The following is a 23512-nucleotide window of genomic DNA, read 5'->3' as shown; positions in this document are numbered from 1 at the left end:
GAGGAGCTATCGAGTGCCGGGACCTGCCGCTCGCATCACTGGCTACTTGATCATGAGGGTGGCCTTGGCGGTCGGGATACCGGTCCTGTCTTTTCTCGCATTCAAAGCGAAGTTTTGGGGCGACGTCATGTGTGACAATCCCGAGGTCGCTACCGCCATCTATAATCGCGGCGTGGTTTCTTCGATCTCCAACGTGCGTGAAATAGCGTTTGATGGCCCCCATGGGTTGCGCACATGCGGCGCAGACGCGCTTAATGGATCGCGGGTGCGTAAGCTTGAATTCATCATCAACACCGCGCGTCGTGGGGTGATGGATCCAGTTTCCGGAATCACACGGAAGTTTGAGGTCACCTTCACGCTGGCTGAATGAGCCCGAGCAAACGCGGCGTTTCTTTTCGGCGGTCCCTCCACAGTATCAGGTTGATTTCGCGTGGCGACCGGCCTTTCGTCGGTTGGGCTCGCAGGCCGTTAGTGGGAGCCGATGATCGGGGGGCAGCGCTAGCGCCGCTGCTGCCGTGACGGATAACGCGGCTGCTGCGTCGGCCGGATCTGATAGGATGGGTAGCTCGGCGTGTAGGGCTGGATCAGCGGGCGCGATGGCGTGATCGGCTGGTTGAGCGGATCCGAGAACACCGGGTTCTGCCCGGTCGGCACCGGCGCGCCGCTGCGCCCGCCGGCCGCGGTTGCGCTATCGGCCGCTGCGCAGGACAGCGCTGTCATCAACACCAGCAAGGGACCATGTCGCGCCATCATCGTCCTCTCCCTCGTCGGGGTCGGTTGGGCCAGGACGAGGAATGCCCGATCCGGCGTCCCGTTCCCTTCGGGATATGGGGACGTTGTCGCAGCTCACAACGGACGCAGCCGGATCCAGGCCGTCGCGGGTTCGTGCCTTGACAGGCGAGGCTGCCGCATGCGGCGATGCAGGTCTCACGAGACATTCGGACGACACGCATCATGCCCTTGCCTGCAGAGAACGACGCCAACGCCGACCAGATCGCGTATTGGAACGGACCCGGCGGCCAGCGCTGGGCGGAGCGCCAGGAGGCGCAGGACGTTCTGCTGGCGCCGGTCTCGCGGATCCTGCTTGAGCGCATCGCGGCGAAGCCGGGAGAGCGCGTGCTCGACATCGGCTGTGGCTGTGGCGGCCTTGCGATCGCGCTGGCGCAACAGGTCGCGCCGAATGGATCGGTGCTCGGGGCTGACATCTCCGCGCCGATGCTGGACCGGGCGCGCGCGGTGACGCCTGCGGGGCTCGCGGCGGAGTTCGTGCTGGCGGATGCCACCGTGCACCCGTTCGTGCCCGCGAGCTTCGAAGTCATGGTCTCGCGCTTCGGCGTCATGTTCTTCGCCGATCCCGTCACGTCGTTCGCCAACATCCGCCGGGCGCTGAAGCCGGGCGGGCGCGTCGTTTTCGGGTGCTGGCGTGAGCCCAAGGCCAACCCCTGGATGATCGCACCGCTGCAGGCGGTGTATCGCCACGTGCCGAAGCTGCCGGAGATGGCGCCCGAGGATCCGGGACCATTCGCCTTCGCATCCGAGGCGCGGGTGAGGCGCATCCTGAGCGAGGCCGGCTTCAGCGACGTGGCGCTCGAGGCCCATGCGCTGTCGCTCGACATCGCGCGCGGGCAGGGCTTGGACGTGGCCGTGCAATCGGCGTTCGAGATCGGCCCGGCCAGCCGTGCGCTGGAGGGGCATCCGGCCGACACCCGCGAGGCCGCGCGGCAGTCGGTCCGCGAGTTGCTGGCACAGTATCAAGCCGGCGACAGCGTCACGCTGTCCGGTTCGATCTGGCTGGTGACGGCGCGCGCCTGAGGCCCGCGCCGCGCTGCTTCAGGAGCGCTCCTCCCAGATCATCGCGAGATGCACGATGGTCTGCACCGCCCTTTCCATGTCGCGCACGCTGACCCATTCGAGCCGCGAGTGGAAGGCGTGCTCGCCGGCGAAGATGTTGGGGCAGGGCAGTCCCATGAAGGAGAGGCGCGACCCGTCGGTGCCGCCACGAATCGACGCGCGTACCGGCGTCAGCCCGGCGCGGCGGATCGCCTCCTCGGCATAGGTCACGATCTGCGGGTGGCGATCGATGACCTCCTTCATGTTGCGATACTGTTGCCGAACCTCCATCCGGTAGCTCGAACGTGGATAATTCTTGATGACGTCGCGGACGATGTCCTCGAGCAGGGCCTCCTTCTGCCGCAGTCCCTGCTCGTTGAAGTCGCGCACGATGAAGTCGATCCGGGCCTGCTCGAGCGTTCCGGAGATCCCGACCGGATGCAGGAAGCCCTCCTTGCCCTCAGTCGTTTCCGGCGAGCAGGTGTCCTTGGGCAGGCGATCGACGATGGCGGAGGCGATCTTGATGGCGTGCTCGATCTTGCCCTTGGCAAAGCCGGGATGGGCGCTGACGCCGTTGATGATGATCGTCGCGCCGTCGGCTGAAAAGGTTTCGTCCTCGATGTTGCCGGCGGTCTCGCCATCCATCGTGTAGCCGAAATCGGCGCCGAGCTTCTTGAGGTCGACGCGGTCGACGCCGCGGCCGATCTCCTCGTCCGGCGTGAACAGGATCTTGATCGCACCGTGCTTGATCTGCGGATTGCTGATCAGGAACTGCGCGGCATCCATGATCTCGGCGATGCCGGCCTTGTTGTCGGCGCCGAGCAGCGTCGTGCCGTCGGATGTGACGATGTCGCTGCCGATCTGGTCCTTCAGCGCCGGGTGCTCTTCCGGGTGGATCACCTGGCTCGAATCGCCCGGCAGGACGATGTCGCCGCCCTGGTAGTTGCGGACGATCTGCGGCTTCACGTCGGTCCCCGAGCAGTCGGGCGACGTATCCATGTGCGAGCAGAAACAGATCACCGGAACCTTCTTGTCGGTGGTGGCCGGGATCGTTGCGTAGACATAGCCGTGTTCGTCGAGATGAGCATCGGACAGGCCCATCGCCTGCAGTTCGGCGGCCAGCAGGCGGCCGAGGTTCTTCTGCTTCAGGGTCGAAGGGCAGGTCGGCGATGACGGGTCCGACTGCGTGTCGATGACGACATAGCGGAGGAAGCGATCGACGACCGCGTGGGTGAAGCGAAGCGGGGAGGCGGACATGGGCACCAGGGCAAGCGGGAGGATTATATTACCGTCAGAGAGTCGGGTACTGGTATATTAGCGTAGCACCTGCTGGTGCGGCTGGGCAGTCCGTCAGGCGCAACCAATGGCCTGCTTGGCGCGTCCTCCGAGAGAACGAGCGCTCCGCAGGCCGTCGTTGCAGAGCCGAGGCTCGGACTCCAAGAGATCCGTGGCGCCGTCTGGGGCGTAGGGCAGGTTGGACGAGTTCGGCCGTCGGAAGCCCGTTGGGGGCTCATCAAGGACTTCTCGACATTCTGGTTTCATTGTCCTTGACTTCGAAACATCGCCCCTTTAAGTCGCACTCCTCCGCGGATTTCGCGATCACGCGGGAGTAGCTCAGTTGGTTAGAGCGCCGGCCTGTCACGCCGGAGGTCGCGGGTTCGAGCCCCGTCTCTCGCGCCATTTTCAATGGCTTAATACCCCCGTCCCCTCCGACATCACCCGAGCTGTCCTTCCGAAGCGCTTTGCTGCGACATCGCAGGTGCGTTTGCCGGGCTGCAAGCGAGCAAAAGCAAAAGGCCGCCATCGCGGCGGCCTCCGGGGCATCTCTGGAATGGAAGCGTTTCGGTCAGCGCACCATCGAGCCGTTGGAACTGGTCACGACCACCGGCTTGCCGGCCTTCACGACCTGGGCCGTGGCGGTCTGACCTTCGTCGCCAGTGGTTCGGGCCGCGATGCCAAAAGCGGTCACGGCGATGCCTGCGACCAGAGCGACCACGACGATCTTCAGGTGGGTCGAACGATCAGCGGAATGGAGAGAGTGGTTCATGTCAGCCTCCCGGCGTCTCAGAGCGCCACTTTGTTGCCTGGAGTTGTACAGCCGCTTTGTTTCGATCCGGTTTCCTCGTTCCGTCAAAATGGTTTCATGGGTTGCAGCACTTGCCGCAGCAATCGGGAGTATGCGGCGGGCATCGTCCGGCTCGGCAGGTGCCGGCACAGGTCTGCCGCTCGACGTCGCTATCCCAGCCCGGCGATCTTGATTCGCCTGCTTCTCATGACCATTTCGTCGGCATTGGCAGACGCGTACGGAGCCATGAGCTGCTCCTGACAGATCGATCGCGCTTCGCCCTCCGTTTCCAGCTGTCTTCAGCCATCTTGGGCCTGCGCACAACGTCGTGCGTGTTCGCGATTCTGACCACGTCAGCATCAGCTGCAGCATGCATGACACCGTAATGCTCCGGGTCTGCGACGTGACGGCCATACCCGTGTTGCGGCTGCCTGACGTCCCTGTGTGTCCGGGTTTCCGCAATGTGGGGAGGGATGACAGCGTTGAGACGGCTTGTCTTGCGCGGCTTGGTGCGCTGCGCTAAGGCTTCGACCAATTCCAATGCAGCGAGTCTGCGGTTTGCACCGAAACCGCAGAGGAAAGTGGCGCCGATGACCGGCATCCTTCAGAACTATCTCCCCCTCGTCGTTTTCATAGGTGTCGCAGCCATCATCGGGGTGGTTCTGCTGATCGCGCCTTTCCTGGTCGCCTACCAGCAGCCCGATCCGGAGAAGCTTTCCGCGTACGAGTGCGGCTTCAATGCGTTCGACGACGCCCGCATGAAGTTCGACGTCCGCTTCTACCTGGTTGCCATCCTTTTCATCATCTTCGACCTCGAAGTCGCCTTCCTGTTCCCCTGGGCAGTCGCATTCGGCAAGCTCGGTGCCGCCGGCTTCTGGTCGATGCTGGTGTTCCTGGCCGTGCTGACGGTCGGGTTTGCCTACGAGTGGAAGAAAGGCGCGCTTGAATGGGATTGAGCCCGACCCCGTCCTCTGGTCCGGTGATCGCACCGGCCCCGAAGGGCATTCTCGATCCCGCGACCGGCAGGCCGATCGGTGCCAACGACCCGTATTTCCTCGAGGTCAGGCACGAGCTGTCGGACAAGGGATTCTTCGTTGCCACTGCTGACGACCTCATCACCTGGGCCCGTACCGGCTCGTTGATGTGGATGACGTTCGGCTTGGCCTGCTGCGCCGTCGAGATGATGCAGGTCTCGATGCCGCGCTACGACGTCGAGCGCTTCGGCTTCGCGCCGCGCGCCTCGCCGCGCCAGTCGGACGTGATGATCGTCGCCGGCACCCTGACCAACAAGATGGCGCCGGCGCTGCGCAAGGTCTACGACCAGATGCCGGAGCCGCGCTACGTCATCTCGATGGGCAGCTGCGCCAACGGCGGCGGCTACTACCACTATTCCTACTCGGTGGTCCGCGGCTGCGATCGCATCGTCCCCATCGACATCTATGTGCCCGGCTGTCCGCCGACCGCGGAAGCGCTGCTGTACGGTGTTCTGCTGTTGCAGAAGAAGATCCGGCGCACCGGCACCATCGAACGCTGAAGGTTTTTCGTTATGGACGACGGCAGGCTCGACGCCCTTGGGCAGACGATCGTGAGCGCGCTCCCGGGCGCGGCGATCGGGCATTCGGTTGCTTTCAACCAGCTCACGGTGACCGTGGAGCCCGCCCGGATCGTCGAGGTCGTGAAGTATCTGCGCGACGACCCGGCCTGCCGTTTCATCAACTTCACCGACATTACGGCGGTCGACTACCCGGAGCGAACGAAGCGTTTCGACGTGGTCTATCACTTCATGTCACCGACGCTGAATACGCGCATCCGCCTCAAGGCGGAGGCTGACGAGACCACCCAGGTGCCCTCGCTCATCGAGGTGTTTCCCGGCGCGGACTGGTTCGAGCGCGAGACCTACGACCTGTATGGCGTGATCTTCGTCGGCCATCCGGACATGCGCCGCATCCTGACCGACTACGGCTTCGACGGCCACCCGCTGCGCAAGGACTTCCCGACCACCGGCTTCGTCGAGGTGCGCTACGACGACCAGGAGAAGCGGGTGATCTACGAGCCGGTCAGGCTCAACCAGGAATTCCGCAAGTTCGATTTCCTCTCGCCCTGGGAAGGCGCGGACTATCCGCTGCCGGGCGATGAAAAAGCGAACAAGTGAGTGGGAGCGCGAGCATGAACGAGCAGAGCCCCGCACTTCGCAACTTCACGATCAATTTTGGTCCGCAGCATCCGGCCGCGCATGGCGTTTTGCGCCTCGTTCTGGAGCTCGATGGCGAGGTCGTCGAGCGTGTCGATCCGCATATCGGCCTGCTTCATCGCGGCACCGAGAAGCTGATCGAGACCAAGACCTATATGCAGGCGATGCCCTATTTCGACCGGCTCGACTATGTCGCGCCGATGAACCAGGAGCATGCGTTCTGTCTTGCGGCCGAGCGCCTGCTCGGGATCGAGGTGCCGCGCCGAGGCCAGCTGATCCGCGTGCTGTATTGCGAGATCGGCCGCCTGCTGTCGCATCTCCTCAACGTCACCACGCAGGCCATGGACGTCGGCGCGCTGACCCCGCCGCTGTGGGGGTTCGAGGAGCGCGAGAAGCTGATGGTGTTCTATGAGCGCGCCTCCGGCTCGCGCATGCACGCCAACTACTTCCGCATCGGCGGCGTCCACCAGGACCTGCCGACGAAGCTGATCGACGATATCGATGCGTTCTGCGATCCTTTCCTGAAGGTGGTCGCCGACCTCGACCAGCTCCTGACCGCCAACCGCATCTTCAAGCAGCGCAACGTCGATATCGGCGTCGTCACCCTGAAGCAGGCCTGGGAATGGGGCTTCTCCGGCGTGATGGTGCGCGGCTCGGGCGCGGCCTGGGACCTGCGCAAGTCGCAGCCTTACGATTGCTACGCCGAGATGGAGTTCGACATCCCGATCGGCAAGAACGGTGACTGTTACGACCGCTACCTGATCCGCATGGAAGAGATGCGCCAGTCCGTGCGCATCATGAAGCAGTGCATCCAGAAGCTGCGCGCGCCGGACGGGCAGGGCCCAGTTGTCGTCGCCGACAACAAGATCTCGCCGCCGCGCCGGGGCGAGATGAAGCGCTCGATGGAAGCGCTGATCCACCACTTCAAGCTCTACACCGAGGGCGTGCACGTGCCGGCCGGCGAGATCTATGCCGCCGTCGAGGCGCCGAAAGGCGAGTTCGGCGTCTACCTGGTCTCCGACGGCACCAACAAGCCGTACAAGTGCAAGATCCGCGCGCCGGGCTTCGCCCATCTGCAGGCGATGGACTTCCTCTGCCGCGGCCATCTGCTGGCCGACGTCTCGGCCATCCTCGGCTCGCTCGACATCGTGTTCGGAGAGGTGGATCGCTGATGGGCCATGCGCCGATCCAGTTCGATCGTGCGTCCGGAGCGCTCGAAGGAGCGAACCTCTGGGAGCGCACGGCTGCATTGGCGCTGTCAACCGGCTCGAAGATCTCGTCGCACTTCTCGCACCGCGGCTACAATCGTTGCGCCAATCTGCTGCGCATGGCTCTGCCGGAGCGCAACCTCGCGGTGAAGCTCAACCCCGACGCCGTGTTCGAGTTCCCGTATGGCGACGGCTATTGGAGCAAGCTGCTCAATCGCGATTACCACTATGAGGACGAGCTCGAGCTCTTGTTCCTCGGGGCCGTCGACGTCGACTATACCTTCATCGATGGCGGCGCCAATTACGGCTACTGGTCGGTGCTGGTCTCCAGCGCACCGTATGGATCGCACAAGGCGATCGCGATCGAGCCGTCCTCGGCAAACTTCGCCAAGCTCGCCAACAACGCCCGCATCAACGCCGGCCGCTTCGAGGTGATGAAGTGCGCCATCGGCGCCAGCCGCGGCACGGCCTATCTGACCGGCACCAAGCACGAGGCTTTCAGCATCGCTGGCGGCAGCGCCGGTGGCGAGCAGGTGCCGGTAATGGCGCTCGATGACCTCATCGACGACGGCAAGGTCGCAGCGTCCGGAAAATACCTGATCAAGCTCGACGTCGAGGGCGTCGAGATCGAGGCGATCAAGGGCGGAGCGCGGCTGCTGGCGACCGACAGCATGATCCTGTGCGAGGAGCACGGCCAGGACCGCAATCATACGGTGTCGCGCTACATCCTCGAGCAGACGCCGATGCAACTGATGGTCTACGACCCCGCGAGCCGCCGCTTCGAGACCGTGACCGAATTGTCGATCCTCGACCGCATCAAGGTGTCCGCGCACGTCGGCTATAACGTGTTCGGAACTGCAAGTGCCTTCTGGCAGAATCGCGTCGCAGCGCTCAATGCAAGTGCCGCGCGCCGCATGCAATGAAAGACTAGAGAGCCATGTCCGTCCGCCGTCTTGCCCCGAAGGAAGTCCAGCCCGCGAGCTTTGTGTTCACGGACGAGAACCTTGCCTTCGCCAAAGCGCAGATCGCGAAATATCCCGAAGGCCGCCAGGCTTCGGCCGTGATCGCGATCCTTTGGCGTGCCCAGGAGCAGAACGAGGGCTGGGTGTCGGAAGCCGCGATCCGCGTCGTCGCCGACATGCTGAGCATGCCCTACATCCGCGTGCTCGAGGTCGCGACCTTCTACACGATGTTCCAGTTGCAGCCGGTCGGCAAGAAGGCGCACGTGCAGGTCTGCGGCACCACGCCGTGCCGGCTGCGCGGCGCCGAGGAGCTGATCGAGGTCTGCAAGCACCGCATCCATCACGATCCCTTCCATCTGTCCAAGGACGGCGACTTCAGCTGGGAAGAAGTCGAGTGCCTGGGTGCCTGCGTGAATGCGCCGATGGTGCAGGTCTGGAAGGATACCTATGAGGACCTGACGCCGGAAAGCTTCGGCAAGTTGCTCGACGGCTTCGCGACCGGCAATTTGCCGACGCCGGGCCCGCAGAATGGCCGCCAGTTCTCGGCGCCGGCGGGCGGACCGACGACGCTGAAGGAGAAGACATGAGCCGCAATCGCATCCGCGTTGCGGCCCTGACGGAAGAGGGCGCCGCGATGAAGAACTGGCGCTATGTGGCGTTGCACACCGTTGTTGCCGCCGCTTTCATTTTCGTACTGCAGCGGTTCGCGCTGAACGCGACGCTGGAGTCCAGTCTGCTGTGGGCCTTGGTGTTTGGCGGCTGCGCCGCCTTCGTCGCCAACATGCAGTCGAACCGCTGATGTCAGAGGAAGCCGTCTGATGCTCGACGACAAGGACCGCATCTTCACCAACCTCTACGGCCTGCATGATTGGGGCCTCGAAGGCGCGCGCCGGCGCGGCAGCTGGGACGGCACCAAGGGGCTGATCGAGAAGGGCCGCGACTGGATCATCAACGAGATGAAGGCCTCCGGCCTGCGCGGCCGCGGAGGCGCTGGCTTCCCGACCGGCCTTAAATGGTCGTTCATGCCGAAGGAATCGACCGACGGCCGGCCGAGCTATCTCGTGGTCAACGCCGACGAGTCCGAGCCCGGCACCTGCAAGGATCGCGAGATCATGCGGCACGATCCGCATCATCTCGTCGAAGGCTGCCTGCTCGCCAGCTTCGCGATGAATGCGCACACCTGCTATATCTATGTGCGCGGCGAGTTCATCCGCGAGCGCGAGCGGCTGCAGGCGGCGATCGACCAGGCCTATGAGGCGAAGCTGGTCGGCAAGGACAACATCCATGGCTGGCCGTTCGACATTTATGTCGCGCATGGCGCCGGGGCCTATATCTGCGGCGAGGAAACCGCGCTGCTGGAGAGCCTCGAGGGCAAGAAGGGCCAGCCGCGGCTGAAGCCGCCATTCCCGGCCAATGTCGGCCTCTATGGCTGCCCGACGACGGTGAACAACGTCGAGTCGATCGCGGTCGCGCCGACCATCCTGCGCCGCGGCGCCTCGTGGTTCGCCGGCATCGGCCGCCCGAACAACGTTGGCACCAAGCTGTTCTGCATTTCCGGTCACGTCGAGCGGCCCTGCAACGTCGAAGAGGCGATGGGCATTCCGTTCCGCGAGCTGATCGAGAAGCACTGCGGCGGCATTCGCGGCGGCTGGGACAATCTGAAGGCCGTGATCCCCGGCGGTTCGTCGGTGCGCATGGTGCCGGCCGAGCAGATCATCGACACGCCGATGGATTTCGACAGCCTGTCGAAGCTGCGCTCCGGCCTCGGCACCGCCGCCGTGATCGTGATGGACAAGTCGACCGACCTGATCCGGGCGATCGCGCGCATCTCGTATTTCTACAAGCATGAGAGCTGCGGCCAGTGCACGCCGTGCCGCGAGGGCACCGGCTGGATGTGGCGCGTGCTGACGCGCATGGCCGAGGGCCGCGCGCACAAGCGCGAGATCGACATGCTGCTGGAAGTCACCAAGCAGATCGAGGGTCACACGATCTGTGCGCTGGGTGACGCTGCGGCCTGGCCGATCCAGGGCCTGATCACGCATTTCCGTCACGAGATCGAAGCGCGCATCGACCAGTATTCGCACAAGGCCGATGCCGACGATGTCGGTCTGCGCGATCCCGCGCACATGGTGGCGGCGGAGTAGGCGGTGGCGGTCCGGTCCGCCAGCAAGGTTTTCCCCCGCGCTTGCGCCCTCACGGCGCGCAGCGCGGCGGTCCGTGGTTTGAGAGAGATGTGAGGCAATGACCAAGATCATCATCGATGGCAAAGAGATCGATGTGCCGGCGGAGTACACGCTGCTGCAGGCGTGCGAGGCGGCGGGCGCCGAGATTCCGCGCTTCTGCTATCATGAGCGGCTGTCTATTGCCGGCAACTGCCGGATGTGCCTCGTCGAAGTGAAGGGCGGACCGAAGCCGGTGGCGAGCTGCGCCTGGGGCGTGCGCGACTGCCGGCCGGGTCCGAAGGGCGAGCCGCCGGAGATCTCGACGCGGTCGCCGATGGTCAAGAAGGCACGCGAAGGCGTGATGGAATTCCTTCTGATCAACCATCCGCTGGACTGCCCGATCTGCGACCAGGGCGGCGAGTGCGACCTGCAGGACCAGGCGATGGGCTATGGTGTCGACACCAGCCGCTACGCCGAGAACAAGCGCGCCGTCGAGGACAAGTATCTCGGCGCGCTGGTCAAGACCTCGATGACCCGCTGCATCCAGTGCACGCGCTGCGTCCGCTTCTCGGCGGAAGTGTGCGGCGTGCCGGAGATGGGCGCGATCGGCCGTGGCGAGGACATGGAGATCACGACCTATCTCGAGCAGGCGCTGAGCTCGGAGCTGCAGGGCAATCTGGTGGACATCTGCCCGGTGGGCGCGCTGACCTCCAAGCCCTATGCCTTCGCCGCGCGTCCCTGGGAGCTCGGCAAGACGCAGTCGATCGACGTCATGGACGGCGTGGGCTCGGCGATCCGAGTCGACACCCGCGGCCGCGAGGTGATGCGCATCCTGCCGCGCATCAACGACTCCGTGAACGAGGAGTGGATCTCCGACAAGACCCGCCACGTTGTCGACGGCCTGCGCACGCAGCGGCTCGATCGTCCCTACGTGCGCGAAGACGGCAAGCTGCGCCCGGCGTCGTGGCAGGAGGCGTTCAAGGCGATCGCCACCAAGCTGGCGCGCATCGACGGCAAGCGCATCGGCGCGATCGCCGGCGATCTCGCGGCGGTCGAAGAGATGTACGCGCTGAAGGATCTGCTCGCCAAGCTCGGCTCGACCAATGTCGCCGTGCAGGGCGGTGACAGCTTCGATGCCAAGCTCGGCCGCGCGTCCTATTTGTTCAACCCGACCATCGCTGGCATCGAGCAGGCCGATGCGATCCTGGTCATCGGCGCCAATCCGCGCAAGGAAGCGGCTGTTCTCAACGCCCGCATCCGCAAGCGCTGGCGCTCGGGCCAGCTCAAGGTCGGCGTGGTCGGCCCGAAGGTCGATCTCACCTATGCCTATGAGCACATCGGCGCCGGCACGGACTCGCTGAGCGACGTCGCTGCCGGCAAGCACTCCTTCGCGACGACGTTCCGCAACGCCAAGAACCCCATCGTGCTGGTCGGCGCCGGCGCTGCCGCGCGTCACGACGGCGGCGCGATTCTGGCGCTCGCCGCCAAGATCGCGATGGACGTCAACGCCGTGCGTGACGACTGGAACGGCTTTGCCGTGCTGCACGACACCGCCTCTCGCGTCGGCGCGCTCGACATCGGCTTCAACGGCACTGGCCTGACCGGCGCCCAGATGACGACCTTCGGCACCATGGACGCGATGTTCCTGCTCGGCGCCGACGAGGTCGAGGTGCCCGAGGGCGTGTTCACCGTCTATATCGGCACCCATGGCGATCGCGGCGCGCACCGCGCCGACGTCATCCTGCCGGGCGCCGCCTACACCGAAAAGTCCGGCCTCTACGTCAACACCGAGGGCCGGGTGCAGGTGACGGGGCGGGCGTCGTTCCCGCCGGGCGAGGCGCGCGAGGACTGGGCGATCATTCGCGCATTGTCCGACGTGCTCGGCCGTAAGCTCGGTTATGACTCGCTGGCCGCGCTGCGTGCCGAGATCGTCAAGGCGGTGCCGCATCTTGCCCGCATCGACCAGATCGAGGCCGGCAAGATCGCCGACATCAAGAGCCTGGCAGGCAAGGGCGGCAGCCTCGAGAAGGCGCCGTTCAAGCCTGTCATCAATGATTTCTATCTCACCAACCCGATCGCGCGCGCATCGGCGGTCATGGCGGAATGCTCCCGCCTGGCCTCCGGGCAGATGCTGACGGCAGCGGAGTGAGCGTGACCTGATGGCTGATTTCTTCGCAAGCTCATTCTGGACCGGCTTCCTCTGGCCGCTGATCGTCATGATCGCGCAGAGCGTGCTGCTCCTCGTCGTCCTCCTGGTCGCGATCGCCTACATTCTGCTCGCCGACCGCAAGATCTGGGCAGCGGTGCAGATCCGCAGGGGTCCGAACGTGGTCGGGCCCTGGGGCCTGTTCCAGTCGTTCGCCGACCTGCTGAAATTCGTGCTCAAGGAGCCGATCATTCCGGCCGGCGCCAACAAGGGCGTGTTCCTGCTGGCGCCGCTGGTGTCCTGCGTGCTCGCGCTCGCGGCCTGGGCGGTGATCCCGACCAACCTCGGCTGGGCGATCGCCGACATCAATGTCGGCATCCTCTTCATCTTCGCGATCTCGTCGCTGTCGATCTACGGCATCATCATGGCCGGCTGGTCGTCGAACTCGAAATACCCGTTCCTGGCGGCGCTGCGCTCCGCGGCACAGATGGTGTCCTACGAGGTCTCGATCGGCTTCGTCATCATCACCGTGCTGCTCTGCGCCGGCACCTTGAACCTGTCGGGGGTGGTCGAGGCGCAGCACGCCCGCGGGCTCGCCAGCCTGATCGGCCTGCCGCAGCTGACGATCCTGAACTGGTACGTCTGGCCGCTGTTCCCGATGTTCGTGGTGTTCTACGTCTCGGCGCTCGCCGAGACCAACCGCCCGCCGTTCGACCTCGTCGAGGCGGAATCCGAGCTCGTCGCCGGCTTCATGGTCGAATACGGCTCGACGCCATATCTCTTGTTCATGCTCGGCGAGTACGTCGCGATCACCACGATGTGCGCGCTGGCGACGATCCTGTTCTTAGGGGGCTGGCTGCCGCCGATCGACCTGCCGCCGTTCAACTGGGTGCCGGGCGTGATCTGGTTCGCGCTCAAGCTGTTCTTCATGTTCTTCCTGATCGCGATGGCGAAAGCGATCGTGCCGCGCTACCGCTACGACCAGTTGATGCGACTCGGCTGGAAAGTGTTCCTGCCGCTGTCGCTGGCCATGGTGGTGATCGTCGCGGGCGTGCTGCAATTCGCCGGCATCGCGCCGAAATGAGGCTGTCATGAACATCTCCGCCACTGCACGGTCGCTGCTGCTGCAGGAGTTCGTCTCCGCGTTCTTCCTCGCGATGCGCTACTTCTTCCAGCCCAAGCCGACCCTGAACTACCCGTTCGAGAAGGGCCCGATCTCGCCGCGCTTCCGCGGCGAGCATGCGCTGCGCCGCTATCCCAACGGCGAAGAGCGCTGCATCGCCTGCAAGCTGTGCGAGGCCGTCTGCCCGGCGCAGGCGATCACCATCGAGGCCGGCCCGCGCCGCAATGACGGCACCCGCCGCACGGTGCGCTACGACATCGACATGGTGAAGTGCATCTATTGCGGCCTTTGCCAGGAAGCCTGCCCGGTGGACGCCATCGTCGAGGGACCGAACTTCGAGTTCGCGACCGAGACCCGCGAGGAGCTGTACTATGACAAGGCCAAGCTGCTCGCGAACGGCGACCGCTGGGAGCGCGAGATCTCCAAAGCCATCGCGCTCGACGCGCCGTACCGCTGAGGCCGTCCGATGATCCTTCCTGCGCTTTTCTTCTATCTCTTCGCGGCGGTCTGCGTGGCCTCGGCCGTGATGGTGATCGTCTCGAAGAACCCCGTTCACTCGGTGCTCTATCTGATCCTCGCCTTCGTCAACGCCTCCGGCTTGTTCGTGCTGATGGGCGCCGAGTTCCTGGCGATGATCCTGGTCGTCGTCTATGTCGGCGCGGTCGCGGTGCTGTTCCTGTTCGTGATCATGATGCTCGACGTGGACTTCACCGAGCTGCGCGAGGGCTTCCTGCAGTACATGCCGATCGGTCTCGTCATCGGCGGCATCTTCCTGTTCGAACTGCTGCTGACCGTGTCCTACTGGGTCATCAACCCGACGACGCCGAAGGCGATCACGGCGGCGATCCCGACCAACGTCACCAACACCGAGGCGCTCGGTCTCGTGCTCTATACGAAGTACATTCATTACTTCCAGCTGTCGGGCATGATCCTGCTGGTGGCGATGATCGGCGCGATCGTGCTGACGCTCCGCCACAAGGCCAGCGTCAAGCGCCAGGACATCAACGTCCAGAACGCGCGTACGCCTGAGATGGCGATGGCGGTGCGCAAGGTCGCGGTCGGGCAGGGGCTGCAGGATACGGATGCCGCGGAGTGGGTGAAATGACCATCGGACTGGGACATTACCTCGCGGTGGCCGCGATGCTGTTCACGCTCGGCATCCTCGGCATCTTCCTGAACCGCAAGAACATCATCGTCATCCTGATGTCGGTCGAGCTCATCCTGCTCGCGGTCAACATCAACCTGGTCGCGTTCTCGACCTTCCTCGGCGACATCGTCGGACAGGTGTTCGCGCTCTTGGTGCTGACGGTGGCGGCGGCCGAGGCTGCGATCGGTCTCGCCGTGCTGGTGGTCTACTTCCGCAACCGCGGCTCGATCGCGGTCGAAGACGTCAATCTGATGAAGGGCTAAGGGCGCATGAACCGCATCTGTGGGGGCCGGCTCGCCGGCAAGGTCATGCGTAAGGGAACGGGCGAATGATCCAGGCCATTGTCTTTCTGCCGCTGCTGGGCGCGATCCTGGCCGGCCTGATCGCGCTGCTCGGGGCGCATGGGCGCCATCCGAGCGGCGACGAGGTTGAGCATCATCACGACGGCCATGGCCACGGCGCCGCCGACGCGCACGCCCATGCGCATGACGATCACGGCCATGATGATCACGGTCATGGGCACGACGACCATCACGTCGCCGAGCCGCCGGCGTCCGGCACCTGGGCCGCACAGGCGATCACCACGGCGCTGCTGTTCGTCTCGGCTGCGCTGTCCTGGGCGACCCTCGTCAGCGTCGGCTTCATGCACCACGAAGCCGGGGTGAAGGAGCTGCTGCCCTGGATCAACTCCGGCGAGCTGCAGGTCGCCTGGTCGCTGCGCGTCGACACGCTGACGGCGGTGATGCTGGTCGTGGTGACCAGCGTGTCGTCGCTCGTGCATCTCTACTCGATCGGCTACATGGACGAGGATCCGAACCGTCCGCGCTTCTTCGCCTATCTCTCGCTGTTCACCTTCGCCATGCTGATGCTGGTGACTGCGAACAATCTGGTGCAGCTGTTCTTCGGCTGGGAAGGCGTCGGTCTCGCCAGCTACCTGCTGATCGGCTTCTGGTTCCAGAAGCCGTCGGCGAACGCTGCGGCGATCAAGGCCTTCGTCGTCAACCGCGTCGGTGACTTCGGCTTCGCGCTGGGAATCTTCGCAGTCTTCCTGCTGACGAAGTCGACCGACTTCGAGACCATCTTCGCCGCCGCGCCGAGCATTGCCGGCAAGACGACCATCAACTTCCTCGGCTGGCATGCCGATGCGCTGACGCTCACCTGCCTGCTGCTGTTCATGGGCGCGATGGGCAAGTCGGCGCAGTTCCTGCTGCACACCTGGCTGCCGGACGCGATGGAAGGTCCGACCCCGGTGTCGGCGCTGATCCACGCCGCGACCATGGTCACCGCCGGCGTGTTCATGGTGGCGCGCCTGTCGCCGCTGTTCGAGCTTGCGCCGAACGCGCAGGCCGTCGTGATGTTCTTCGGTGCCACCACCGCATTCTTCGCGGCCACCATCGGCCTCGTGCAGAACGACATCAAGCGCATCGTCGCCTATTCGACCTGCTCGCAGCTCGGCTACATGTTCGTGGCGATGGGAGCAGGGGCCTACTCGGTCGGCATGTTCCATCTGTTCACGCATGCCTTCTTCAAGGCGCTGCTGTTCTTGGGCTCCGGCTCGGTGATCTATGCGATGCACCACGAGCAGGACATCCGCAACATGGGTGGCCTGTGGAAGAAGATCCCGTTCACCTTCGCGGTGATGACGGTGGGCACTCTGGCGCTGACCGGCTTCCCGGGTTTTGCCGGCTTCTTCTCCAAGGACGCGATCATCGAGTCCGCGTATGCCGCGCACAATCCGTTCGCGACCTATGCCTACTTCCTGACGATCGTTGCGGCCGGCCTGACGTCGTTCTACTCCTGGCGCCTGGTCTGGAAGACCTTCTTTGGCGCGCCGCACGACCAGCATCATTACGATGCCGCGCATGAGAGCCCGATCTGGATGCGGATTCCGCTGTTCGTGCTGGCGATCGGCTCAGCCTTTGCCGGCTGGGTGTTCAAGGACTATTTCGTTCACCCGCACGGAGTCGAGGAGTTCTTCAGCGAGTCGCTGAAGATGAACCCTCACATCCTCGAAGACATGGAGCACATGCCGTTCTGGCTGGGCCAGCTGCCGTTCGTCATGATGGTACTCGGCTTCTTCATGTCCTGGCTGTTCTACGTCAGCCGTCCATACCTGCCGGAGGAACTCGCCGCGCAGCAACCGCTGCTCTACAAGTTCCTGCTCAACAAGTGGTACTTCGACGAGCTGTATGACTTCATCTTCGTCCGTCCGGCGAAGTGGCTCGGCCGCTTCCTCTGGAAGAAGGGCGACGGTTTCGTCATCGACGGGTTCGGTCCGGATGGCGTTTCGGCGCGCGTGCTCGACGTCACGCGCAACGTCGTCAAGATCCAGACCGGTTATCTCTATCACTATGCCTTTGCCATGCTGATCGGCGTCGCCGGCCTGATCACCTGGTTCATGTTCATGGGGGGCCAGCAATGACCACCTGGCCAATTCTCTCCGTCGTCACCTTCCTGCCCGTCGTCGGTGCGCTGCTGATCTATCTGGTCCGCGGCGACGACGAAGCCGCCCGGCGCAACGCGCGCTGGATCGCGCTGTGGACCACGCTGATCACCTTCGCGGTGTCGGTGATCCTGGTGCTGCGCTTCGACCCCAACCTGACCGACTTCCAGTTCGTCGAGAAGAAGAACTGGCTGGCGGCCGGCATCAGCTACCACATGGGCGTCGATGGCATCTCGCTGCCGTTCGTGATCCTGACCACCGCCTTGATGCCGTTCTGCATCATCGCGAGCTGGAAGTCGGTCACCAACCGCCTGCGCGAATACATGATGGCGTTCCTGATCCTGGAAACGCTGATGGTCGGCACCTTCTCGGCGCTCGACCTCGTGCTGTTCTACCTGTTCTTCGAGGGTGGCCTGATCCCGATGTTCCTGATCATCGGCGTCTGGGGCGGCCCGCGCCGGGTGTATGCCTCGTTCAAGTTCTTCCTCTATACCTTGCTCGGCTCGGTGCTGATGCTGCTCGCCATCATGGCGCTGTACTGGAACGCAGGGACGACTGACATCCCGACGCTGATGCACACGGCGGTGCCGCGTAACCTGCAGACCTGGGCATGGCTGGCCTTCTTCGCCTCCTTCGCGGTGAAGATGCCGATGTGGCCGGTTCACACCTGGCTGCCGGATGCGCACGTCGAGGCGCCCACGGCGGGTTCGGTGATCCTGGCGGCGATCCTCTTGAAGATGGGCGGCTACGGCTTCCTGCGCTTCTCGCTGCCGATGTTCCCGCTGGCCTCGCACGACTTCGCGCCGCTGGTGTGGACGCTCTCTGCCGTCGCGATCATCTACACCTCGCTGGTCGCGCTGATGCAGGAGGACATCAAGAAGCTGATTGCCTACTCGTCGGTGGCGCATATGGGCTTCGTGACGATGGGCATCTTCGCCGGCACCATGCAGGGCGTCGCCGGCGGCGTGTTCCAGATGATCTCCCACGGAATCGTCTCGGGCGCGCTGTTCCTCTGCGTCGGCATCGTCTACGACCGCATGCACACTCGCGAGATCGCGGCCTATGGCGGCCTCGTCAACCGGATGCCGGTCTACGCGCTGGTGTTCATGGTCTTCACCATGGCCAATGTCGGCCTGCCCGGCACCTCCGGCTTCGTTGGCGAGTTCATGACCTTGCTCGGCACCTTCAAGGTGTCGATCCCGACGGCGTTCTTCGCGACGTTCGGTGTCATCCTCTCGGCCGGCTATGCGCTGTGGCTGTACCGCAAGGTGGTGTTCGGCGCGCTGACCAAGCCGTCGCTCGCGAGCATCAAGGACCTCACCTTCCGTGAAGGTGTGATCCTGTTTCCGCTGGTGGCGCTGACCATCCTGTTCGGCGTCTATCCGAAGCCGATCCTGGACATGTCGGCCGCCTCGGTGCAGCAGCTCGTGACCAACTACAATACCGCCGTGACGGCCGTGAAGGCCGCCGCGCTGCTCCAATGATGAGACCCTTGGGGTCGGGACAGAGACGATGATCGAGAATCTTGGGCCTCAGCTTTGGGTGGTGCTGCCGGAGCTGCTGCTGGCCTTGGGGGCCATGGCGCTGTTGATGCTGGGCGCGTTTCGCGGGCAGGGGACGACGGGGATCGTCACCGGCCTCGCGGTCGCGCTGCTGATCGTGGTGGGCATCGTGGTGCTCAGGCAGCAGGGCGGCCAGGCTTTCGGCGGCAGCTTCATCGCCGACAGCTACGCGCGCTTCCTGAAGATCCTGGCGATCATCGGCTCGGCCGCAACCTTGATCATGTCGGCGGAGTTCCTGTCGAAGCCGGACCGCCGCATCTTCGAATATGCGATCCTGGTGCTGCTCTCGACCTTGGGCATGCTGGTCCTGATCTCGGCCGGCGACTTGATCACGCTCTATCTCGGCCTCGAGCTGATGTCGCTGGCGCTCTACGTCGTCGCCGCCAGCCATCGCGACAACGTCAAGTCGACCGAAGCCGGCCTGAAGTACTTCGTGCTTGGCGCGTTGTCGTCCGGCATGCTGCTGTACGGCGCCTCGCTGATCTACGGCTTCACCGGCACGGTGAGCTTTGCCGGGATCGCCGCGGCGACCAAGACCGGCAGCGTCGGCATCATCTTCGGCCTCGTCTTCCTGTTCGCCGGCATGTGCTTCAAGGTCTCGGCGGTGCCGTTCCACATGTGGACGCCGGACGTGTATGAGGGCGCGCCGACCCCTGTCACGGCGTTCTTCGCCTCCGCGCCGAAGGTCGCGGCGATCGCCGTGTTCGCCCGCGTCGCGCTGACCGCGTTCCCCGGCATCACCTTCCAGTGGCAGCAGATCATCGTGTTCGTCTCGATCGCCTCGATGGCGCTCGGCTCGTTCGCCGCGATCGGCCAGACCAACATCAAGCGCCTGATGGCCTATTCGTCGATCGGCCACATGGGCTTCGCGCTCGTCGGCCTCGCCGCCGGCACGGTGGAGGGCGCGCAGGGCGTGCTGACCTACATCGCGATCTATGTCGCGATGACGCTGGGCTCGTTCGCCGTGATCATGGCGATCAAGCGCAACGGCCAGTCGTTCGAGAAGATCAGTGATTTCTCAGGTCTCTCGCGCACCAACCCGCTGCTCGCCTTCTTCTTCGCGATGCTGCTGTTCTCGCTGGCCGGCGTTCCGCCGCTCGCGGGCTTCTTCGCCAAATGGTACGTGTTCGTCGCCGCGATCAAGGGCGGGCTGTTCACGCTGTCGGTGATCGGCGTGCTCACCAGCGTCGTTGGCGCCTACTACTACCTGCTGATCGTCAAGACGATGTATTTCGACGAGCCTCTCGCCACGCTCGATCCGGTCCGGATCGAGCTGCGCACCGTGCTCGCCGTCTCCGGCATCTTCAACATCCTGTTCTTCGCCTATCCCGGCCCGCTGGTCAGCGCTGCCGCGGCCGCGGCGAAGTCGCTGTTCTAGATGTCGTTTACTCTTGGAGCCCGTGCCGCCGCTGACGGTTACGGGCTCGTGGCCTTCGATCAAGCCGGCTCCACCAATGTCGAGGCCCTGACCGCGGCACGGCAAGGCGCGAAAGCGCCGTGCTGGTTCGTCACGACCGAGCAGACCGCCGGGCGCGGCCGTCGCCAGCGGCCATGGATTGCGCCGCGCGGCAATCTGGCCTCGTCGGTGCTCGAAGTGCTGAACGTCGGACCGGCCGTTGCCGCCACGCTCGGCTTCGCTGCCGGTCTCGCGATCTCGAGCGCGCTGCGGCAGGTGAGCCGGGAGGCGGTGTTGCGGAGCGGCGGCAGTTCAGCGCTCGATTTCGAGGTGAAGTGGCCGAATGACGTGCTCGCCGGCGGTCGCAAGATCGTCGGCATGCTGCTCGAGGCGGAGCAGGTGGCCGGCGGGCTGGCGGTGGTGGCCGGCATCGGTACCAATGTGGTGGCGGCGCCGACCGATACCCCGACACCTGCGGTCTCGCTGCGGGATCTCGGGGTCGAGGTCAGCGCCGAGGATCTGTTCACCGCGCTGTCCGACAACTGGGTCGAGTATGTCGGCATCTGGGACGAGGGGCGCGGCTTCGGTGATATCCGCAGGTTGTGGCTTGAGCGCGCGGCGGGCCTCGGCCAGCCGGTCGCCATCAGGTCCGGACATGCTATCATCGAGGGGATTTTCGACACGATCGACGAACAGGGTTGTATGCTGGTGCGGACCGCGGAGGGACGATTGGAGCCGATCACGGCCGGTGATGTTCATTTCGGCTCGGTTGCATCCAAGGGAGCGGTCTAGATGGCGCGTCCGGACGAATTGACATTTGCGCCGCTCGGCGGCGTCGGCGAGATCGGCATGAACCTGTCGATCTACGGCCTCGGCAATCGCCACCAGCGCTCCTGGCTTGCGATCGATCTCGGCGTCTCCTTCGGCGACGAGGAGCACTTGCCGGGCATCGACCTGATCATGCCCGACGTTGCTTTCCTGGAGAAGGAGGGCAAGAACCTCGTCGGCCTGGTGCTGACGCACGCGCATGAGGACCATTTCGGCGCCATCATCGATCTCTGGCCGCGGCTGAAATGCCCGATCTACGCGACCAAGTTCAGCGCCGCCTTGTTCGAGGCCAAGTGCGAAGCCGAACGGCTGCCGGCGAAGATCCCGGTCAAGGTGATCCCGTCGGGCGGCCGCGTCGACATCGGGCCGTTCAATGTCGAGTTCATTCCGGTCGCGCATTCGATTCCGGAATCGCATGCGCTCGCCATCCACACCGAGGTCGGCACCGTCCTGCACACCGGCGACTGGAAGATCGATCCGACGCCGGTGCTGGGCGCGCCGACCGACGAGAAGCGGCTGCGCGAGCTCGGCGATGCCGGACTGCTGGCGTTGATCGGCGATTCCACCAATGCCGTGCGCGAGGGGCGCTCGCCGTCCGAGGCGGAGGTCGCCAAGACGATCGCAGCCCTCGTCAAGGAAGCCAAGGGCCGCGTCGCCGTCACCACCTTCGCCTCGAACGTCGCCCGCATCCGCGCTGTCGCGGAAGCCGCGCGCGAAGCCGAGCGCGAGGTCGTGATCGTCGGCCGCGCCATGGAGCGCGTGGTGCAGGTCGCGCGCGAGACCGGCTATCTCGACGGCGTACAGAACTTCCGCGGCATGGATCTCTACGGCCATTTTCCGGCGGACAAGGTGCTGGCCCTGTGCACCGGCAGCCAGGGCGAGCCGCGTGCGGCGCTGGCGCGAATCGCCAATGACGATCATCCGCTGGTGACGCTGAACAAGGGCGACACCGTCATCTTCTCCTCGCGCACCATCCCCGGCAACGAGAAGGCGGTCGGCGCCGTCATCAACGGGCTGGTGCAGCAGGGAATCGAAATCATCACCGATCGCAATCATCTGGTCCACGTGTCGGGCCATCCGCGTCGCGACGAGCTGCGCGACATGATCGCGTGGACGCGGCCGCAGCTCTTGATTCCCGTGCACGGCGAAGCGCTGCACCTGCACGAGCACGCGCAGCTGGCGCGCGCCTGTGGCGTGCCCAAGGTGATCACCTGCCGCAACGGCGACCTCGTCAAGCTCGGCCCTGGAGATCCCGGGATCATCGACCAGCTGCCGTCAGGACGCCTCTACAAGGACGGCAACATCCTTGAGGATTCGAAGTCGCGCGCCGTCGTCGAGCGCCGCAAGATCAGCTTTGCCGGCTGCATCTTCGTGGCGCTGGCCATCACCGAAAAGGGCGAGCTGGCCGACGATCCCGAGGTCGACATGGTCGGCATTCCCGAGAAGAATGCTGCCGGAGAGGAGATGGACGACATCGTTTTCGATGCCGTGGTCTCGACCTTCGAAGGTCTGCCGCGGGCGCGGAAGCGCGATCCCGATGCTGCCGCGGAATCGGTGCGGCGGGCGGTTCGCTCGACCGTGAACGAGCAGTGGGGCAAAAAGCCGATCTGTATCGTCCACGTGCTGGAAGTCTGAGCGCACAAGGCCGCATTGAACGGCCGAACAATCGACAATGGAGGACGCAATGCTGGGCCGGCTCAACCACGTCGCCATCGCCGTCAAGGACGCCGAGAAGGCCGCCAAGATCTATGGCGCGGCGTTCGGCGCGGAGATCTCTGCCGCGGTGCCGCTGCCGGAGCACGGCGTCATCACCGTGTTCGTCACGCTGCCCAACACCAAGATCGAGTTCATCCAGCCGCTCGGCGACGCCTCGCCGATCGCCAAGTTTCTCGAGCGCAATGCCGATGGCGGCATCCATCACGTCTGCTACGAGGTGGCCGACATCATCGCCTCGCGCGACACGCTGATCAAGGAGGGCGCCCGGGTGCTCGGGGATGGCCAGCCGAAAATCGGTGCGCACGGCAAGCCCGTGCTGTTCCTGCATCCGAAGGATTTTTCCGGCGCGCTCGTCGAGATCGAGCAGTCCTGAGGCATCGGCACGATCATGGCCTATACGATCTCAACCTGGCTCGCGATCTACTTCGTCCTGTGGTGGGTGACCCTGTTCGTGATCCTGCCGTTCGGCGTCCGCAGTCAGCATGAGACCGGCGGCGCGGCGCCCGGCACCGATCCGGGCGCGCCGACCATCAGTCTGATGGGCCGCCGCCTGATCTGGACGACGCTGGTGTCGGCCGTCATCTTCGGCCTGGGCCTGATGGCCTATCAGGCCGGCTATCTCAACATCGAGCGGCTGTCCAGGCTGATGGGGATGCCGTTCTAGTCCGCTTGCATCGCACAACAGCCCTCCCGAAGCCGATGCGCGGACGCGCGTCGGCTTTTTTGCTATAGG

Annotated in this window: 25 protein-coding genes and 1 tRNA gene; 23 read left to right on the top strand and 3 right to left on the bottom strand. The window is 64.6% G+C overall.

All coding sequences use genetic code 11. The annotated features are described in order from the left end of the window. The first annotated feature begins 13 nt into the window (after positions 1–13). Entirely contained in the window at positions 14–370 is a 357-nt protein-coding gene (locus tag ACQR1I_RS30920; protein WP_434870062.1) for a hypothetical protein, read from the top strand. Positions 371–498: 128 nt separating this feature from the next. On the opposite strand, the gene ACQR1I_RS30915 is transcribed toward ACQR1I_RS30920, so the two are convergent. Beyond that, entirely contained in the window at positions 499–753 is a 255-nt protein-coding gene (locus tag ACQR1I_RS30915; RefSeq protein ID WP_434870063.1) for a hypothetical protein, read from the bottom strand. Positions 754–954: 201 nt separating this feature from the next. Between ACQR1I_RS30915 and ACQR1I_RS30910 the strand changes: the two genes are divergently transcribed. Beyond that, entirely contained in the window at positions 955–1812 is an 858-nt protein-coding gene (locus ACQR1I_RS30910) for a class I SAM-dependent methyltransferase (RefSeq protein WP_434870064.1), read from the top strand. Between the two features lie 18 nt (positions 1813–1830). Here ACQR1I_RS30910 and pepT read toward each other — a convergent pair whose 3' ends face one another. Next, positions 1831–3087 (bottom strand): peptidase T, encoded by a 1257-nt coding sequence (gene pepT / locus ACQR1I_RS30905; protein ID WP_434870065.1) that lies wholly within the window; start codon positions 3085–3087, stop codon positions 1831–1833. A 346-nt stretch (positions 3088–3433) separates the two neighbouring features. Between pepT and ACQR1I_RS30900 the strand changes: the two genes are divergently transcribed. After that, positions 3434–3510 (top strand) — tRNA-Asp (locus tag ACQR1I_RS30900). Positions 3511–3676: 166 nt separating this feature from the next. Here the strand turns inward: ACQR1I_RS30900 and ACQR1I_RS30895 are convergent. Next, entirely contained in the window at positions 3677–3877 is a 201-nt protein-coding gene (locus ACQR1I_RS30895; protein WP_434870066.1) for a hypothetical protein, read from the bottom strand. Positions 3878–4485: 608 nt separating this feature from the next. On the opposite strand from ACQR1I_RS30895, the gene ACQR1I_RS30890 reads away from it, so the two are divergent. From ACQR1I_RS30890 to ACQR1I_RS30795, 20 genes are all read left to right on the top strand, one after another. After that, a complete protein-coding gene (locus tag ACQR1I_RS30890; protein WP_008964559.1) occupies positions 4486–4851 on the top strand; it encodes an NADH-quinone oxidoreductase subunit A in 366 nt (121 codons plus the stop codon). Further along, positions 4848–5429, top strand: coding sequence for a NuoB/complex I 20 kDa subunit family protein (locus tag ACQR1I_RS30885; protein ID WP_172132828.1), 582 nt, complete (start codon positions 4848–4850; stop codon positions 5427–5429). The genes ACQR1I_RS30890 and ACQR1I_RS30885 overlap by 4 nt, the downstream gene beginning before the upstream one ends. Before the next feature lie 12 nt (positions 5430–5441). Further along, complete coding sequence (locus ACQR1I_RS30880; RefSeq protein ID WP_434870067.1) at positions 5442–6047, top strand: NADH-quinone oxidoreductase subunit C; 606 nt, start codon at positions 5442–5444, stop codon at positions 6045–6047. A 14-nt stretch (positions 6048–6061) separates the two neighbouring features. Beyond that, positions 6062–7258, top strand: a complete 1197-nt coding sequence (locus tag ACQR1I_RS30875) for an NADH-quinone oxidoreductase subunit D (protein ID WP_434870068.1) — start codon at positions 6062–6064, stop codon at positions 7256–7258. Further along, positions 7258–8217 carry an FkbM family methyltransferase gene (locus ACQR1I_RS30870; RefSeq protein ID WP_434870069.1) on the top strand — a complete coding sequence of 320 codons (960 nt, stop codon included), beginning with the start codon at positions 7258–7260 and terminating at the stop codon, positions 8215–8217. Before ACQR1I_RS30875 ends, ACQR1I_RS30870 begins: the two co-directional genes overlap by 1 nt. Positions 8218–8231: 14 nt before the next feature. Next, a complete protein-coding gene (gene nuoE / locus ACQR1I_RS30865; RefSeq protein ID WP_434870070.1) occupies positions 8232–8843 on the top strand; it encodes an NADH-quinone oxidoreductase subunit NuoE in 612 nt (203 codons plus the stop codon). Further along, entirely contained in the window at positions 8840–9055 is a 216-nt protein-coding gene (locus ACQR1I_RS30860; RefSeq protein WP_434870071.1) for a hypothetical protein, read from the top strand. The genes nuoE and ACQR1I_RS30860 overlap by 4 nt, the downstream gene beginning before the upstream one ends. 19 nt (positions 9056–9074) lie before the next feature. After that, on the top strand, positions 9075–10400 hold the full coding sequence (gene nuoF / locus ACQR1I_RS30855) for an NADH-quinone oxidoreductase subunit NuoF (RefSeq protein WP_434870072.1): 1326 nt from the start codon (positions 9075–9077) through the stop codon (positions 10398–10400). A 97-nt stretch (positions 10401–10497) separates the two neighbouring features. Continuing rightward, positions 10498–12567 carry an NADH-quinone oxidoreductase subunit NuoG gene (nuoG, locus tag ACQR1I_RS30850; protein WP_434870073.1) on the top strand — a complete coding sequence of 690 codons (2070 nt, stop codon included), beginning with the start codon at positions 10498–10500 and terminating at the stop codon, positions 12565–12567. A 10-nt stretch (positions 12568–12577) separates the two neighbouring features. Further along, a complete protein-coding gene (nuoH, locus tag ACQR1I_RS30845) occupies positions 12578–13648 on the top strand; it encodes an NADH-quinone oxidoreductase subunit NuoH (protein WP_434870074.1) in 1071 nt (356 codons plus the stop codon). A 7-nt stretch (positions 13649–13655) separates the two neighbouring features. Next, positions 13656–14144, top strand: coding sequence for an NADH-quinone oxidoreductase subunit NuoI (nuoI, locus tag ACQR1I_RS30840; RefSeq protein ID WP_006611003.1), 489 nt, complete (start codon positions 13656–13658; stop codon positions 14142–14144). A 9-nt stretch (positions 14145–14153) separates the two neighbouring features. Next, on the top strand, positions 14154–14792 hold the full coding sequence (locus tag ACQR1I_RS30835; protein WP_015666525.1) for an NADH-quinone oxidoreductase subunit J: 639 nt from the start codon (positions 14154–14156) through the stop codon (positions 14790–14792). Continuing rightward, on the top strand, positions 14789–15097 hold the full coding sequence (gene nuoK / locus ACQR1I_RS30830) for an NADH-quinone oxidoreductase subunit NuoK (RefSeq protein ID WP_006611001.1): 309 nt from the start codon (positions 14789–14791) through the stop codon (positions 15095–15097). Before ACQR1I_RS30835 ends, nuoK begins: the two co-directional genes overlap by 4 nt. A gap of 65 nt (positions 15098–15162) precedes the next feature. Further along, positions 15163–17256: an NADH-quinone oxidoreductase subunit L gene (gene nuoL, locus ACQR1I_RS30825; protein ID WP_434870075.1), complete on the top strand. Its 2094-nt coding sequence runs from the start codon at positions 15163–15165 to the stop codon at positions 17254–17256. Continuing rightward, positions 17253–18761 carry an NADH-quinone oxidoreductase subunit M gene (locus ACQR1I_RS30820; protein ID WP_434870076.1) on the top strand — a complete coding sequence of 503 codons (1509 nt, stop codon included), beginning with the start codon at positions 17253–17255 and terminating at the stop codon, positions 18759–18761. Before nuoL ends, ACQR1I_RS30820 begins: the two co-directional genes overlap by 4 nt. 28 nt (positions 18762–18789) lie before the next feature. Beyond that, on the top strand, positions 18790–20217 hold the full coding sequence (nuoN, locus tag ACQR1I_RS30815) for an NADH-quinone oxidoreductase subunit NuoN (protein WP_434870077.1): 1428 nt from the start codon (positions 18790–18792) through the stop codon (positions 20215–20217). Further along, positions 20218–21027: a biotin--[acetyl-CoA-carboxylase] ligase gene (locus ACQR1I_RS30810; protein ID WP_434870078.1), complete on the top strand. Its 810-nt coding sequence runs from the start codon at positions 20218–20220 to the stop codon at positions 21025–21027. It abuts the gene before it with no gap. Beyond that, positions 21028–22698 (top strand): ribonuclease J, encoded by a 1671-nt coding sequence (locus ACQR1I_RS30805; RefSeq protein WP_434870079.1) that lies wholly within the window; start codon positions 21028–21030, stop codon positions 22696–22698. Between the two features lie 49 nt (positions 22699–22747). Then, the gene (gene mce, locus ACQR1I_RS30800; RefSeq protein ID WP_434870080.1) at positions 22748–23152 is read left to right on the top strand and encodes a methylmalonyl-CoA epimerase; all 405 of its coding nucleotides are present in this window, start codon (positions 22748–22750) and stop codon (positions 23150–23152) included. A 15-nt stretch (positions 23153–23167) separates the two neighbouring features. Next, a complete protein-coding gene (locus ACQR1I_RS30795; protein WP_434870081.1) occupies positions 23168–23443 on the top strand; it encodes a DUF1467 family protein in 276 nt (91 codons plus the stop codon). Positions 23444–23512: the final 69 nt, after the last annotated feature.

The organism is Bradyrhizobium sp. HKCCYLS2038 (genome assembly GCF_051167655.1).
In the GTDB taxonomy this organism is placed as follows: Bacteria; Pseudomonadota; Alphaproteobacteria; order Rhizobiales; family Xanthobacteraceae; genus Bradyrhizobium.
The sequence above is the reverse complement of the archived record's forward strand: the minus strand, read 5'-3'. Positions and strand labels throughout refer to the sequence as shown.